The sequence below is a fragment of the Mesorhizobium sp. CA13 genome, from assembly GCF_020165235.1.
GTDB lineage: Bacteria > Pseudomonadota > Alphaproteobacteria > Rhizobiales > Rhizobiaceae > Mesorhizobium.
The window spans coordinates 999,883-1,015,282 of the sequence record NZ_JAIUHS010000001.1 but is presented as its reverse complement, the minus strand read 5'-3'; the positions used below and the strand labels follow the sequence as shown (position 1 = coordinate 1,015,282).

The following is a 15,400-nucleotide window of genomic DNA, read 5'->3' as shown; positions in this document are numbered from 1 at the left end:
GTCACATCGGCAGTCCGGCACCGGTCGCTCCATGCCGGACTGCTCGCAATGCCGCTCCCGCGGTCCAAAGCGCGTCGCGCCGAAACGGATTCATGCGACGCGCTTTAGGTCTTTGTTTTTATGCATGTCGTTTTCCCAAAACCGAGGTCACTTTTGGGCGACATGCATTAACTCCGTGCCGCCACGGCAACGGCGTCCAGGCTCATTCTCCGGATTCGCGTGACAACCAGCGCCTGCGCGCTTCGCGCTGTTCGGCGAGTTCGGCCTCGTCCCAGTAACCGATCAGCACGCCGGGCTCGATCAACGGATCGAAGTGCCGCATCTTGTCGTCGTTTCCCGTCAGCCACTCGTCGGCGGCGGTGATGCGGTTGTTGGGCAGGGCCAGCCAGCGGAACAGCGCCTGCCGCAAGCGTTCGATGTCGGCCGCCGCCGATGCTTCGGTGCCGAGATCGTTGAGTTCGTACGGATCGCTGTGCAGGTCGAAGAACATCGGCGCCAGGCCCTCGCCATGGACCAGTTTGAAGCGACCGTCGGTGATCATGTAGAGCTTGCAGTCGGCGACCGGCATGGCGAGCTTCAGCCGCGCGGCATCGCCGCCATAGTCGTACTCGCTCACCGCGTGGCGCCGCCAGTTCACGTCCTGGCCGGCCAGCAGCGGCGCCAGCGAGCGGCCCTCGAGGATGTGAGGCTTCGCCTTGCCGCCGAAGAAGTCGAGGAAGGTCGGCGCGAGATCGATCATCTCCACCAGCGCATCCGATGTCGTGCCGCGCGTCGCGTCGGCCTGCCGGCGTGGATCGTAGACGATCATCGGCACCTTGGCCGCGACGTCGTGGAACAGGTATTTTTCGCCCAGCCAATGGTCGCCGAGATAGTCGCCATGGTCGGAGGTGAACACGATCATCGTGTTGTCGAACAGGCCGCGCTCTTCCATGAACTCGAACAATCTGCCCAACTGATCGTCGATCTGCCTGATCAGGCCCATATAGCAGGGAACGACCCTCTCGCGGACCTCGTCGCGGGAGAAGTTCCTGGAGTAGCGCTCCTGCTGGAAGGCTTCGAAGATCGCGTGAGGCGAGACGCGTTCTGCTTCGCTGCGCACGACCGGCTTTATGTCGGCCGTGCCGTACATGTCGTGATAGGGCGCCGGCACGATATAGGGCCAGTGAGGCTTGATGTAGGACAGATGCGCGCACCAGGCCTCGCCCTTTGCCTCGGCCTCCTCGATGAAGCGCATGGCGCGGCGCGTCATGTAGGGTGTTTCCGAATGCTCCTCGGGGATGCGCGCCGGCTTGTCGGCATGGACGAGCAGCCAGCCGTTGAAATTCTCGCCATCCTCGCCTTCACCGGAATTGGCCCAGTGCTCCCACGGATTGGCGGCGTCGAAGCCGTGCTCGCGCAGATATTGGTCGTAGGCCGGGTCGGGATCGTAGGCGGATGACGGATGCAGCCCGTCATCGCGCTCGAACGGTTCGAAGCCGCATTCGGCAACGCGCACGCCGATGATGGACGTCTTGTCGATGCCGAGGCGCTCCATGCCTTCCTCGTCGGCCCTCATATGCGTCTTGCCGATCAGCGCGCAGCGCACGCCGATCTCGCGCAGATGCTCGCCGAGCGTAGGCTCGCCGACCCTGAGTGGCACGCCGTTATGCGTCGATCCATGCGAGCGGACATAGCGGCCTGTATAGGCGCTCATGCGCGAGGGCCCGCACACGGTCGATTGCACATAGGCGTTGGTGAAGCGCACCCCCCGGCTGGCCAGCCGGTCGATGTTCGGCGTGTGCAGGGTCTTGTGTCCGGCGCAGCTCAGATAGTCGAAGCGCAACTGGTCGCACATTATGAAAAGGACGTTGCGGCGGTCTGTCATTGGTTGTCCGTCATTGTGGTCTCGCAAGACCGGTGTGCCAGAACGGCGGATGTCCTTCAACGATGCCTCAAAATATCATTTTACCGAACCAAATGCCTCATGCACTGTGGGAGCCGGAGGGTCGAAATCGTGCCGTTCGTCACCATTGGCGGCCTTGCGCTGCACCATCGTTACATCGAGGCGACCGGCACCGCGCGGCCGGTGGTGTTCATCAATTCCCTGGGTACCGATTTGCGCATCTGGGACGATGTCATCTCGCAATTAAGCGGTGACAGGCCTCTGCTGGTCTACGACAAGCGCGGCCACGGACTGTCCGACATCGGCGGCGGCATCCGGTCGATCGATGATCATGTCGACGACCTCCTGGGCCTCATCGATCACTTCGATCTCGGCAGGGTCGTGCTGTTCGGCCTGTCGGTCGGCGGCCTGATCGCACAGCGGCTCTATACCCGTCATCCCAGCTGCGTGGAGGCTCTGATCCTGTCCGGCACGGCGCACAAGATCGGCACGGACGAGAGCTGGAACACGCGCATCGCCACCGTCGAGCGCGATGGGATCGAGGCGATAGCCGACGGCGTGATGAAAGCATGGTTCACGCCGGATTTCCATGCCGCGCGCGCTGCCGACCTTGCCGGTTGCCGCAATATGCTGACCAGGCAGGCGCTGCCGGGTTATATCGGGACATGCAAGGCGGTCCGCGATGCCGACCTCACCGAGGCCGCGCGGCGCATCGCGGTGCCCACGCTCTGTATCGTCGGCGACCAGGATGGCTCGACGCCGCCCGATCTCGTCCGCTCGCTGGCAGCGCTGATCCCCGGCGCCCGCTTCGAGATCATCCCTAACGCCGGCCACATTCCCTGCATGGAACAGCCGGAGGCGGTGGTCGCATTGATCCGCGATTTTATCGCGTCGCTTCCCCCGGGGGAGAAACCTTTGAGCGCGGCTACCCCTTGATCGCCGAGCCGACGATGGAATCGACGAAGAAGCGCTGCAGCAGGACGAAGAGGATGAGCGGCGGCAGCACGGCAAGCGTCGCGCCTGCCATCACCAGCCCGGTGTTGACGGCGCCTCTGTTGTAGCTCAAGAGCCGGCTGAGGCTGATGACGATCGGATAGGCGTCGGCATTGCCTTGCAGCACGGTCAGCGGCCACAGATAGCTGTTCCAGCGATAGACGAAGGCAAACAGCGCCAACGCCGCGATCGCCGGCGCCACGCTGGGCGCCACGATCTTGAACAGGATCAGCAGTTCGGATGCGCCGTCAATGCGCGCGGCGTCGATCAGATCGTCGGGCACGCCCGCAATGAACTGGCGCATCAGGAAGATGCCGAAGCCATTGGCGAGGTTGGGCACGATGATGCCGGCGAGGCTGGCATTGAGGCCGATCGAGCCGACGAGGAATGGCGCTGCGAGTTCCATCCCCCGGCGCATCTCCTGCAGCCGCCCGGCGCGCCGGGCATGGAGGCGGCCGGCATCATCGAAGCCCGTCGCACGACGGGGGGCGCTGGTTCTGGCGCCGGTGTAGCCAACTCGGGGCCATCTCCCTCGGGTTGCTTCGACGCTCCGGTGTTTTTAAGCGTAAAAAAATAATTTGACGCGCGTAATAATTGTGCGTTGTATGGGAACCGTTAAAACTTGACTGGACAAGTTCGGTCGAGCATTGCTGCTTCCAGGCAACGGCCGCATGGCTGGTGTCGGCTGGAGCGATGGAACCGACGGGCGAGGGCAAGGGACCCTGAATATCGATGGCGGAAAAGACGCACCGCACGATGGATGACTTCGCCCGGGCGTGCGGTGTGTCACGGCCGACCCTGTCCAAATATTTCGATGATCCGGCGAGCGTCAAGCCGGCGACGCGGGCCCGCATCGAGGCCGCACTTCGCTCCTCGGATTATCAGCCGAACCTCTTCGCCCGCAATCTCAACCGCAAGCGCACCCGCAATGTCGGCATCGTCGTGCCGGCGATTACCGATCCGTTCTATGCCGAGATGGTCAGCCGCATTGAACTACGCTGCCGCGACGAGGGTTTTTGGCCGATCGTCATCTCCTCGCACGGTTCGCCCAGGCTTGAGTCGGAATCGGTCAAGACGCTCACCTCGCTGAAGGTGGCGGGCGCCATCGTGGCCCCGCTGGGATCGGTTTCCGAGCCGGGCGTCTTCGAACGGATGGGCGAGGACATCCCGATCGTCTATTTCGACACCTATATCGAGGGCGACACGCCCTTCGTCGGCAACGACAACCACCAGAGCACGTCGATCATGGTCGATTATCTCTGCCGGTCCGGCGAGCCGCCGGTGTATGTCGACATCCCGCACGTCAACCACAATTCGGGCGAGCGGCTGCAAAGCTACATCGAGACGATGCGGGCCGCCGGCCTTGAGCCTGTCGTCATCGACGCGGCGCGTGATTACACCTGGGACTTCGAGCGGATCGGCCATGAATGGATGGAAAGGACGCTCGACAAGGGAGGCCTGCCTGGCCGCACCATCCTGTGCGCCAATGACCGTCTTGCCTTCGGCATCATGTCGGCTGCCTTCACGCGCGGGCTGAAGATCGGCCGCAAGCCCGATTGCGACTTCCGTGTCGCCGCCCATGACGACCACCCGTTGAGCCGCTACACTTGCCCGCCGCTCACCACCATGGCGCAGGACTTCGCGGCAATGGCCGGCCGCAGCGTAGAGATCTTGCTGGCGTTGCTCGACGAGGCCGGCCCGCCCGCGCATGACATCGTGCGAAACGTCAAGCTCGGCGCGACCCTGGTGATGCGTCAGTCGGCCTGAGCGCGCGTTTGCAATTCGAACCAGGCCGCGGCCTCGCTCATCGCTTGCCGCGCGGCGAGAATATAGCGGCCCATCGACACGAAGCCGTGGATCTGGCCCGGCCAGTGCCGCAGGACCAGCGGCACCCCCTCGGCGAGCAGGCGTTCGCCATAGGCGGTCCCTTCATCGACCAGGATATCGTGACCGGCGGTCACGACAAACGCCGGCGCCGCGCCTGCAAGGCTCGGTGCCAGCAGCGGCGAAACGCGCCAGTCCTTGATGTCGTCCGGGGTGCGCACATAGTGGTCGCGGAACCAGGCCATGGTGGCGGCGGTCAGTCCAAACCCATTGCCGAAACGGCGGTAGCTGTCCGCCGCCTGGCGGGCATCGGTGTTGGGATAAATCAAGATCTGGGCGGCAAGCGGCGGTGCTTGCCCATCGCGGGCGAGCAGTGCCAGCACGGCGGCAAGATTGCCGCCGGCGCTGTCGCCGGCAACGGCGATGCGAGCCGGGTCGATGCAGAGCTCCCCGGCGTCTTGCGCCATGAAGCGAAGCGCTGCCGCGCAGTCCTCGAGCCCGGCGGGGAATTTGTGCTCCGGTGCCAGTCGGTAGTCGGGGCAGACGACGACGGCATTGGCCAGATTGGCCAGCCAGCGGCAGATCTCGTCATGCGAATCGAGATTGCCGATGACCCAGCCGCCGCCATGCAGATAAAGCACGGCGCGCGCCCCGGTTCGCGGTGCGCCGATGCCGCGATGCACGCGGATCGGAACCGGGCCGTTCGGTCCGTCGATCTGCCGCTGCGAGGTCGCCGCGACCGGCTCATGTTCGCCCTGCTGCGTCGGGAACGAAGCGTTGTAGGCGGCCCGCGCCGCCGCCACGCTGCCGTTCTCGAACGGCTCACCACCGGCCGCGCGGCCGATTTCAAGGGCACGCAGAGCATCAGGATCGAGCGTCATCGCAATCTCCGTCATGATCGCATCTAGGCGAGCAGGCCGCGGGCTTCGTCCTCCGAGAGTAGGGCCGGCTGCACGACATCGCCAGCAATAGCGACGGAGCTTTTCGTTTCGCCCGAGAGCAGGATCGCCTCCATGATCTCCAGCACGTGCAGCGCCAGATTGCCCGACGCGCGGGGCGTGGCACCTGTCGCGCGCGAACGCACGAGGTCGGCGACGCCGAGCATGCGATAGTTGGCGCGGTCGGGCGCGGCATAGGGCCAGTTGCGGGCGCCGTAGAGTTCGCCCTCGCTGGCGAAATCCTTCCAGTCGGCGCCGCGCTCGGACAGCGACACGGTGCCGCCGAACGTGTCGGGGTCGGGCAGGCGCAGCGAGCCCTCCGTGCCATGCAGCTCGATCGGATGATTGGAGTGCTTGAACACGTCCCATGAGGCGCCGAAGGTGACTGTCGCTCCTGACCGGAATTCGAGCAGCGACAGCACGTTGGTCGGTGTGCCGACCTTGAAGGTCGTGTTCTTGAACGGTCCCTCGGCCGATATCAGCCGCTCCTGCTGGCCCCGCGTAGCCATCGCCATGACGCGGCTGACCGGGCCGAGCAGATTGACCAGCATGGTCAGATAGTAGGGCCCCATGTCGAACACCGGGCCGCCGCCCGGCTGGTAGTAGAATTGCGGGTTGGGGTGCCAGTGCTCCATGCCGCGCCCCATCATGAAGGCGGTGCCGGTGACCGGCCGGCCAATGGCGCCTTCATCCATCAGGCGCCGCGCCCGCCGCCCGGCGGCGCCGAGGAAGGTGTCGGGGGCCGAGCCGAGCAGCAGCCCCCGCTTGGCCGCCTCCGATACCAAGCGGCGCCCATCGCTGGCCGAGGTCGCCAGCGGCTTTTCGGTAAACACATGCTTGCCCGCCGAGAGCGCCGAAAGCGAAACGTCGAAATGTGCTGCCGGGATGGTCAGATTGAGGACGAGATCGATCTCGGGATCGGCCAGCATGGCGTCGACGCCGAGCGCACGGATGCCATATTCCCTCGCCCGCAGCGCCGCCATGTCGGCCGAGATGTCGGCGCAGGCGCGCAGCTCGATGCCGCCGAAAAGCGCGGCATTGCGCAGATAGGTCATCGAGATGTTGCCGCATCCGACGACGCCGATCCCAAGCTTCGTCCTCGATCTTCCGTGCATTTTCTTGTCGCTCTTCCGATGCATGGCCTGCCCAATCCGTTGCGCCGGCAGCCGATCACGTCTGGCAAACCGCTATACAGCATTTTGAATATTGACGCGCGTAAAATTTTTATAGAACATGCGAAAAAGCTGGCGATATCGGGAGGCTGCCAGCCCTAGGAGGAGAAAATGACAGATATGAAAAAACGGCCAATCGCCGCATCTGAGCCTGTGGGTCATGTAACGATTGCCGACCGCCGGCAATTTCTTATCGGTTCCGCCGGCCTTCTGGGCGCGGCGGCGTTCGGGGCAGGGACCTCTCTCGGCATTGGACGTGCTCGCGCCCAGTCGCGCGCCGAAATAAGCTTCGCCAGCGCTGCCTTCTTCGGCAAGGAGACCTTCGGCGACCTGATCAAGGCCTTCAACGAATCGCAGGACCGCGTCCTGGTCAAGAACATCGAACTGCCCCCGCCGAGCTCCTCGACGGAAGTCTACCAGGGGCTGGTGCAACAGCTTGCCCGCCGCAGCGGCACGCCGGACGTTTTCAGCCAGGACGTGATCTGGATCGCCGGCTTCGCTGCCGCCGGCTGGGCGCTGCCGCTCGACGAGTATTTCCCAGCCGACAAGCGCACTGCTTACTTCACCGGAACGCTCAACGCCTGTACCTATGGCGGCAAGCTCACAGCACTGCCGTGGTTCATGGATTCGGGCATGTTCTATTACCGCAAGGACGTGCTGGACAAGCACGGCGGCAAGGTGCCGGACAACTGGGCCGATATGGCGACGCTCGCCGCTGCCGCGCAGAAGGCCGGCGACGTCGATTTCGGCTATCTCTGGCAGGGCAAGCAGGCTGAGGTTCTGGTCTGCGACGCGGTTGAGATCATCACCTCCAACAACGGAGCGATCCTGGCGCCCGACGGCAAATCGTCGCTGATCAACCAGAAGGGCGCGGTGGAAGCGATCCAGTTCCTGCACGACACCATCGCCACGACCAAGATCAGCCCGCAGGACGTGTTGTCCTGGGATGAGGAGCCGTCGCGCCAGCCCTTCACCTCCGGAAAGGCGATGTTCATGCGCAACTGGTCCTATGTCTATCCTATCGCGCAGGACCCCAAGGCCTCGCAGGTGGTCGACAAGGTCGGCGTTGCGCCGCTGCCCGCCTTCCCTGGCGGCAAGAGCTCGGCCTGCCTCGGCGGCTATCAGCTCGGCGTCAACGCCAACTCGAAGCAGCGCGAGGCCGCGATCGAGCTTTTGACCTGGCTATCGTCGACCGAGACCCAGCACCGCATCGCGCTGAACTTCGGCCTGGCGCCAACACGGCCGGCGCTGTTCCAGGATGAGCAGATCAAGAAGGAACAGCCGTTCATGGCGAGCCTGGAGAAAGTCTTCACCGGCGCCACGGCGCGGCCGATCACGCCTGAATATGCCAAGGTGACGCTGGCGCTGCAGTCCGGCATCTCCAAGGCCCTGGTCTCCGGCAAGGTCCAGGCCGAGATGGACGCGCTCGCCGACCAGATCAACAAGATCGTCGCCTGATCATGACCGCGGCCGCCACCGTTTCGGGCTCCGGCCGGCCGCGGCGGCTTGGCAAGGCGCTTCCCGGCGCCTTCTGGGCCCTCATCCTGCTGACGCCGGCCTTCGTGTCGCTGGCGTCGGTTTCCTTCTACCCGATCGTCAACGGGCTCTATCTCTCGCTGACCAACACCTCGCTGATCACGCAGGATCAGGATTTCACCGGCTTGGCCAATTACGTCCAGCTCTGGGGCGATCAGCAGTTCTGGAATGCCTGGTGGCATACGATGTGGTTCACCGCTGCCTCGACGGTGCTGGAGACGGTGATCGGGCTCTGCATGGCGCTCATCCTGTGCGAGGCCTTCAAAGGGCGCGGGCTCGTCCGCGCGGCCATGCTGGTGCCGTGGGCGATGCCCACAGTCGTCACCTCGAAAATGTTCGGCTGGCTGTTCGACGGCCAGAACGGCATCATCAATTACATCCTCCTGCATGCGGGCCTGATCGACCACAACATCAACTGGTACGGTTCCCCCGATACGGCGATGACCACCATCATCATCGCCGATGTCTGGAAGACGACGCCGTTCATGGCGCTGCTGCTTTTGACAGGGTTGCAGACCGTGCCCAATTCGCTGATCGAGGCGGCGCGCATGGACGGCGCCAGGGGCTGGACCACCTTCTGGCATATTCGCCTGCCGCTATTGATGCCGACCTTGCTGATTGCCGGCCTGTTCCGGGCGCTCGACGCTTTCCGCGTCTTCGACCTTGTGTACGTGCTGACCGGCGGCGGCCCGGCCGATTCGACCGAAACGCTGTCGACCCTGTCCTACAAGGTGCTGTTCTCGACGCTGCAATTCGGCTACGGCTCGGCCGTGTCGACGGCGATGTTCATCACCGAAGGCATCATTGCGCTGGCCTTCGTCCTCTACCTCGTCAGACAGATCAGGAGGGCGCAATGAACCGGACGCGCCCGCCGCTGCAAAGCCTCGCCATCTATGCCGGCGCCGTGCTGATCCTGATCTGGTCGGCCGGACCGTTCATCTGGCAGTTCTCGACCTCGTTCCAGCTCGACAAGATGCTGACGTCGGGCTCGCCGTCGCTGATCCCGCACCCTTTCACGCTGGAGCACTACTACAACGCCTTCGTCGAGAAAGAGCTTCACCGTTATGTCTGGAACTCGCTGGTGGTGTCGCTGGCGACGACATTCCTGTGCCTCTTCGTCGGCTCGCTGGCCGCCTTCGCGCTGTCGCGGCTCAACGTCAAGGGCCGCTTCGGCATCCTGATGGTCATCCTGTCGGTGTCGATGTTCCCGCAGATCGCGCTGGTCGGACCGCTCTATCTGGTGGCTACCAATCTCGGCCTGCTCGACACCTACACGGCTCTGATCATCACCTATCTGGCGCTCGGCCTGCCTTTGGTGACCTGGGTGCTGTTCGGCTATTTCGAGACGCTTCCGCGCGAGATCGACGAGGCGGCGCGCATGGACGGTGTCAGCGTTCCCGGCCTGCTCTGGCGCATCATCCTGCCGATGTCGCTGCCCAGCCTGGTGACGACAGGCCTGCTCGCCTTCATCACCGCGTGGAACGAATTCCTGTTCGCGCTTGCCTTCACCTCCAACATCGACCGGCAGACGATCCCGGTCGGCATCGCCAATTTCACCAACCTCTATTACGTCCCCTGGGGCGACATCGCCGCGGCCTCCGCCGTGGTCACCGTGCCGCTGATCCTCCTGGTGCTGTTCTTCCAGCGCCACATCATCGAGGGATTGACCCAAGGCGGCGTCAAGGAATGAACGACATGACGAAGACGAAGCTCAAGGTCGGCTGCCAGACCTTCACCTGGGAGATGCTCGGCAAGGCCTGGACCGGCGGCCCCGACGATCTCCTCAAGGCGATCGCCGATGGCGGCTATGCCGGCATCGAGATCACCGACACCATGATCGGCCGCTATGCAGGCAAGCCGGTCGAGTTTGCCGCGGCGCTGGAGTCATCCGGCCTGATCCTGGTCTCCTTCGCCTTCGGTTCGAAAAGCGGCTTCACGCTGAAGGACGAGATCGGCGCCGACCTCGACACCGCAAAGCGCTGGATCGACTTCGCCGCCGCCTTCCCCGGCGCGCTGGTGTCGATGGGCTCGGCGACCGTCGTCTCCGACGGTTCGCGCGACGACAAATTCGCCATCGCCGCGGAGGTCTATAACAGGGCCGGCGAACTCGGGCGTAAGGCCGGCGTCCAGGTCGCCGTGCATCCGAGTTCCCACCACAACACGCTGCTGTTCGACCGCGCCGACTACGACGCGATCTTTGCCTTGCTCGAACCCGACCTGGTCGGCTGGGTGCCCGATACCGGCCACATCCTGCGCGGCCACAAGGATATGGCCGATACGCTCACCACCTACCGCGACCGTATCCGCTACATCCATCTGAAGGACGTCGACGCCAAGGGCGATTGGGCGATGCTGGGTGAAGGCGTCTGCGACACGCCTGAAGTGATCGAGATCGTCGGTGCGGCGCCGCGCTTCAACGGCTGGCTGGTGCTTGAGGAAGAATCCGACACGGCCGCTGCCGATCCCGCCGGCGCGGTCAAGACCAACCGCCAGACGATGCGCGGCTACGGAGCCTGAGACCATGATCAGGAAACAGGACAGGCGCCTCAGGGTCGGCGTGCTCGGCTGCGGCCCCATCGCGCAGTTCGCGCATCTGGAATCCTGTGCAAAGGCCGGGAATGCCGACCTTTACGCCATTTGCGACGCCGCACCCGACCTGCTCGCCCGCATGGGCGCCACCTACGAACCGCGGAAGATGTATGCCGACTATGACGCGATGCTCGCCGATCCCGAGCTGGAAGCCGTCATCGTCGCCACGTCGGACGCCTATCACGTGCCGATGTCGGTCAAGGCGCTCGACGCGGGCAAGCATGTGCTGTGCGAAAAGCCGATCGGCACTTCGGTCGAGGAGGGCGAGGCGCTGGCGGCGGCAGTGAAGCGCTCCGGCAGGATCCTGCAGGTCGGCCACATGAAACGCTTCGATCCGGCACTGGAGGCGGCGCGCGACTTCGTGCGCGACGAAATGGGCGAGGTGCTGGCGCTGAAGGCCTGGTATTGCGATTCCACCCACCGCTACACCAACACCGATGCGGTGCAGCCGCTGCCTGTCACCAGCAAGCTGGCGAAGAAACCGTCCGGCAATCCGAAGGCGGATCTCCGGCAGTATTTCATGCTGGCGCACGGCTCGCATTTGGTCGACACCGCGCGCTTCCTGTGTGGGGACATCCTTGCTGTCCGCGCGCGCCTCAACGAGCGCTTCGGCGCCTATTGCTGGTTCGTCGAGACCGAGTTCGCCAGCGGCGCGCTTGGCCATCTCGATCTCACCGTCGCCGTACGCATGGACTGGCACGAGGGTTTCCAGCTCTATGGCGAGAACGGCTCCGTCATCGCCAAGACGTTCAATCCCTGGTACTTCCGCGCCAGCGAGGTCGACATCTTCCATGAGAAGGACGCGACCTCGCGAAAACCGCTCGGCGCCGACGGCCATTTCTTCCGCCGCCAGCTGGAAGGTCTCGCCGACACGGTGCTGAACGGCGCGCCGATGCGCGGCGCCAATGTCGAGGACGGCATCGCCTCAATCCGCGCCATGGTCGCCATTGCCCGCTCCGTCGAGACCGGCGAGCGGATTGAGCTCGCCTCGGTCTCGGGTGCGGTCTGATGCGTCTCGGCATCTTCGCCAAGACCTTTGCGGGCACCGAGCCGGCTGCTGTGCTGAAAGCCGTGCGGCAGGCGGGTTATGAGACGACGCAGTTCAATCTCGCTTGCGCGGGCCTGCCGTCGATGCCCGATGCCGTGCCTGACGCAGCCATTCCTGCCATCCGCGCCGCCGCCCGATCGTCAGGCATATCGCTCGCCGCCCTGTCGGGCACCTACAACATGGCGCATCCCGACAAGGCGGTTCGCGACGATGGTCTTCGCCGTCTTGCCGTCGTCATCGGTACGGCGGCCGCCCTCGACATTCCGCTGGTCACGCTCTGCACCGGCTCGCGCAATGCAGCCGACCAATGGGCTTACCATCCCGAGAACGCCACACCGGCCGCCTGGTCCGACATGGCCGCAGAGATGGAAAAGGCGCTGGCGCTGGCCGAAGAGGCCGGCGTCGATCTCGGCATCGAACCCGAGCAGGCCAACATCGTCACCTCGGCGAAGGATGCCACCCGGTTGATGGCCGACATGGGCTCGAAGCATCTGAAGGTCGTGCTCGATCCGGCGAACCTGTTCGAACATGCGACTGCGGATGAAGCGCGCGCCATCGTCGCGGCGGCGATCGACGAGGCCGCCGGCCATATAACCATGGCGCATGCCAAGGACCGCTTTGCCGACGGACGCTTCGCCACCGCCGGCCGGGGCGTTGTCGACTTTCCGGATTTCGTCGGGCGGTTGAAGGCTGCCGGGTTCGACGGCTCGCTCGTCACCCACGGGCTTGCCGCCGAAGAGGCGCCTGGCGTCGCCGCGTTTCTGCGCGGGCTGCTCTGATGGTTGCCGCGCCGACGATCATCCTTCGCGACGATGCCGCGCTTCGCGTCTTCGATACGGGGCAGGGCGGGCTTCCCGTCGTCTTCCAGCACGGCCTCGGCGGCGACGCCGCCCAGGTGGCGCAGAATTTTCCCGACGGCCCGACGCGACGCCGGCTCACCGTCGAATGCCGCGCGCAAGGCGGCTCCGGTGCCGGCCACAAGCGCCCCTTTTCGATCGCCATGTTCGCCGACGACGTGCTGGCCGCCGCCGATGCGGCCGGCATCGAACGCTTCGTCGCCGGCGGCATCTCGATGGGTGCGGCGATCGCGCTGCGCCTGGCCGTCCGGCATCCCGAGCGCGTCACCGGCCTGGTGCTGGTCCGTCCGGCCTGGGCCTTCGACGCGGCCCCTGAAAATATGCGTCCCTATGCGGAAGTGGCCGAGCTCATCCGAAACCGTCCGCCGAACGAGGCGCGCGCCGTCTTTGCCGCTTCGGCCACGGCGGCCCGGTTCCGCGCCGAAGCACCCGACAATCTGGCGTCCCTGCTCGGTTTCTTCGAGCGCGACAACGCAGCGATCTTCGCCGAAATGATGCAGGCAATCGCCGCCGATGGACCCGGCGTCTCGCGGGCCGCAGCCTTTGCTCTGTCAATCCCCACGCTCGTCGTCGGAAGCGGCGTCGATCTCGTCCACCCACTGGCGACCGCGCGCGAACTCGCCAGAACCATCCCCGACGCGGTCTTCGCCGAAGTGGCGCCGAAGGCCACCGACAAGGCCCTTCATTTCACCGAGATCCGCGCCGCCATCGGCAGTTTTCTCGAAACGAATTTCAATCAACGGGACCACCACGACTCATGACCTCCAAACCCCTTTCAGGACAGGCCGCCATCGCCGCCTTGCCGCGCGATCGTCTGATCGCCGAGTTCTCGCTCTGGTCGGCCGATCTCGCCAATTTCGAGAGCGACCTCCGGCGCATTGAACCCTATGTCGATCTGCATCACATCGACGTAGCCGACGGTCTCTTCGCCCCGTCCTTCCTGTTCTTTCCCGATCTCGTCGCCCGCATCGCCAAACTGACGGCCAAGCCCATCCACGTGCACCTCATGGTCGACGCAGGGATTGTCGAGGCGCAGACGCGCCAGTTCATCGAGGCCGGCGCCGACATGATCAGCGTCCATGCCGAAAACGGCGAGGCGGGTCTGCGCGCGGTTCGGCTGGCACGACAACTCGGCGCCGAGGCCGGCGTCGTGCTGCGGCTGGAAACGCCGGTCGAGACGGTGGCGCCTTTCGTCTCCGAAGTCGCCTTCGTCACGCTTCTGGGAACCGCGATCGGCGTCAAGGGGCAGGGCCTTTCGGAGAAAGCCTGCGACAGGTTGGTTGAGGCCCGCGCCATCCTGCGCAAGACCGGCCGCGAGGCGGCCGTCGTTTTGGCAGCCGACGGCGGCATCCGCCATGAGACGGTGCCGCGGCTTCGCGCCGCAGGCGCCGAGACCGTGGTGCTCGGCTCGCTCGCCTTCGGCGACAAGGATCTGGCCGGCCGCATCGGCTGGCTGCATGGGCTGAAAGTCGCGGCATGAGCAACGAAGCCGCTCTCGCGATCGATCTGGGCGGCACCGAGCTTCGTGCCGCCCTGGTCGACCGCGAGGGCAAGATACTGGCATTCGCGGCGGTGCCGACACAGGCGCAGGCCGGTCCCGAAGTGGTGATCGGCCAGATCGAGGCTCTCGCCGCGACCATCCATGCCGAGGCACCGGCGCTCGCCATACTCGGTGTCGGCGTCGGTGCGCCCGGACCGCTCGATCCGCTGGCCGGCATCGCGGTCGGGCCGCCGACGCTTGCCGGCTGGCTGGACGTGCCGCTGGCCGACATCCTCGAGCGGCGGCTCGGCTTGCCGGTGCGGCTGGAGAACGACGCCAATGCCGCAGCACTTGGCGAGTGGCGCTTCGGCGCCGGCCACGGTGCCCGCTCGCTCGTCTTCGTCACCGTCTCGACCGGAATCGGCGGCGGCGTCGTCGTCGACGGGCGCATCCTGCATGGCCGCCGCGGGCTTGCCGCCGAGATCGGCCATATGACCATCACCAACGAAGGCGAGCGCTGCATGTGCGGTGTCGTCGGCTGTTTCGAGGCCATCGCCTCGGGCACCGCGCTCGGCCGCCGCGCCAATGCCGCGACTTCAGCCTTCGACGGCTCGACGCTGCGCCGCCTCTCGGCCAACGGCGAGGTTACTGGCCGCCATGTCGTCGATGCGGCGCGGCTGCAGGACGATCTCGCCCTGGCCCTGCTCGAGGAGGAGGCGCGCTGGCTGGGCGTCGGCTTCACCAACCTCCTGCATCTCTATTCGCCCGACGTGCTGGTCGTCGGGGGCGGCATCGCCAATGGCCTCGATCTAATGGCTCCGGCAATAGAGGCGACCGTCCGCCAGCGCGCCATGCGCGCCTATCGCGACGTGCCGGTGGTTCAGGCCCAGCTCGGCCGCCACGCCGGGCTGGTCGGCGCGGCAAGCCTTGTCCTGTTCGACGACGGCACGGCCCGCGTGCCTGTCGAAGGGCCGAGCAGATATCCCGGACATGGGGAGGGACACTGATGGCCGAGCTGCGCGGCGTGCGCAAGTCCTGCCGCCTCACACCGTGAACACACGAAAAATGGCCGGAGGCAGCA

At 65.3% G+C, this 15,400-nt stretch carries 15 protein-coding genes; 11 read left to right on the top strand and 4 right to left on the bottom strand.

The window, feature by feature from the left end:
- Positions 1-202: 202 nt before the first annotated feature.
- On the bottom strand, positions 203-1,864 hold the full coding sequence (locus tag LB566_RS05050) for an alkaline phosphatase family protein (protein WP_224623534.1): 1,662 nt from the start codon (positions 1,862-1,864) through the stop codon (positions 203-205).
- A 129-nt stretch (positions 1,865-1,993) separates the two neighbouring features.
- Between LB566_RS05050 and pcaD the strand changes: the two genes are divergently transcribed.
- The gene (pcaD, locus tag LB566_RS05045; protein ID WP_224623533.1) at positions 1,994-2,818 is read left to right on the top strand and encodes a 3-oxoadipate enol-lactonase; all 825 of its coding nucleotides are present in this window, start codon (positions 1,994-1,996) and stop codon (positions 2,816-2,818) included.
- On the opposite strand, the gene LB566_RS05040 is transcribed toward pcaD, so the two are convergent.
- The gene (locus LB566_RS05040) at positions 2,808-3,281 is read right to left on the bottom strand and encodes a carbohydrate ABC transporter permease (RefSeq protein ID WP_224623532.1); all 474 of its coding nucleotides are present in this window, start codon (positions 3,279-3,281) and stop codon (positions 2,808-2,810) included. The two genes, pcaD and LB566_RS05040, sit on opposite strands and share 11 nt — an antisense overlap.
- A gap of 326 nt (positions 3,282-3,607) precedes the next feature.
- On the opposite strand from LB566_RS05040, the gene LB566_RS05035 reads away from it, so the two are divergent.
- A complete protein-coding gene (locus tag LB566_RS05035; RefSeq protein WP_140551222.1) occupies positions 3,608-4,642 on the top strand; it encodes a LacI family DNA-binding transcriptional regulator in 1,035 nt (344 codons plus the stop codon).
- Here the strand turns inward: LB566_RS05035 and LB566_RS05030 are convergent.
- A complete protein-coding gene (locus LB566_RS05030; RefSeq protein WP_411910454.1) occupies positions 4,630-5,595 on the bottom strand; it encodes an alpha/beta hydrolase in 966 nt (321 codons plus the stop codon). The two genes, LB566_RS05035 and LB566_RS05030, sit on opposite strands and share 13 nt — an antisense overlap.
- A gap of 8 nt (positions 5,596-5,603) precedes the next feature.
- A complete protein-coding gene (locus LB566_RS05025) occupies positions 5,604-6,752 on the bottom strand; it encodes a Gfo/Idh/MocA family protein (RefSeq protein ID WP_224623531.1) in 1,149 nt (382 codons plus the stop codon).
- 168 nt (positions 6,753-6,920) lie between these two features.
- Between LB566_RS05025 and LB566_RS05020 the strand changes: the two genes are divergently transcribed.
- The 9 genes from LB566_RS05020 to LB566_RS04980 are packed head-to-tail and all read left to right on the top strand — an operon-like array spanning position 6,921 to position 15,326.
- On the top strand, positions 6,921-8,267 hold the full coding sequence (locus LB566_RS05020) for an ABC transporter substrate-binding protein (RefSeq protein WP_224623530.1): 1,347 nt from the start codon (positions 6,921-6,923) through the stop codon (positions 8,265-8,267).
- 2 nt (positions 8,268-8,269) lie between these two features.
- A complete protein-coding gene (locus LB566_RS05015) occupies positions 8,270-9,202 on the top strand; it encodes a carbohydrate ABC transporter permease (RefSeq protein ID WP_224623529.1) in 933 nt (310 codons plus the stop codon).
- Positions 9,199-10,035, top strand: a complete 837-nt coding sequence (locus tag LB566_RS05010; RefSeq protein ID WP_224623528.1) for a carbohydrate ABC transporter permease — start codon at positions 9,199-9,201, stop codon at positions 10,033-10,035. Before LB566_RS05015 ends, LB566_RS05010 begins: the two co-directional genes overlap by 4 nt.
- Positions 10,036-10,040: 5 nt before the next feature.
- On the top strand, positions 10,041-10,862 hold the full coding sequence (locus tag LB566_RS05005) for a sugar phosphate isomerase/epimerase family protein (RefSeq protein ID WP_224623527.1): 822 nt from the start codon (positions 10,041-10,043) through the stop codon (positions 10,860-10,862).
- Positions 10,863-10,866: 4 nt separating this feature from the next.
- Positions 10,867-11,943 (top strand): Gfo/Idh/MocA family protein, encoded by a 1,077-nt coding sequence (locus LB566_RS05000; protein WP_224623526.1) that lies wholly within the window; start codon positions 10,867-10,869, stop codon positions 11,941-11,943.
- A complete protein-coding gene (locus LB566_RS04995; protein WP_224623525.1) occupies positions 11,943-12,761 on the top strand; it encodes a sugar phosphate isomerase/epimerase family protein in 819 nt (272 codons plus the stop codon). The genes LB566_RS05000 and LB566_RS04995 overlap by 1 nt, the downstream gene beginning before the upstream one ends.
- Positions 12,761-13,600 (top strand): alpha/beta fold hydrolase, encoded by an 840-nt coding sequence (locus LB566_RS04990; RefSeq protein ID WP_224623524.1) that lies wholly within the window; start codon positions 12,761-12,763, stop codon positions 13,598-13,600. The genes LB566_RS04995 and LB566_RS04990 overlap by 1 nt, the downstream gene beginning before the upstream one ends.
- Positions 13,597-14,319, top strand: a complete 723-nt coding sequence (locus tag LB566_RS04985) for a ribulose-phosphate 3-epimerase (RefSeq protein ID WP_224623523.1) — start codon at positions 13,597-13,599, stop codon at positions 14,317-14,319. The genes LB566_RS04990 and LB566_RS04985 overlap by 4 nt, the downstream gene beginning before the upstream one ends.
- Entirely contained in the window at positions 14,316-15,326 is a 1,011-nt protein-coding gene (locus LB566_RS04980; RefSeq protein WP_224623522.1) for an ROK family protein, read from the top strand. Before LB566_RS04985 ends, LB566_RS04980 begins: the two co-directional genes overlap by 4 nt.
- Positions 15,327-15,400: the final 74 nt, after the last annotated feature.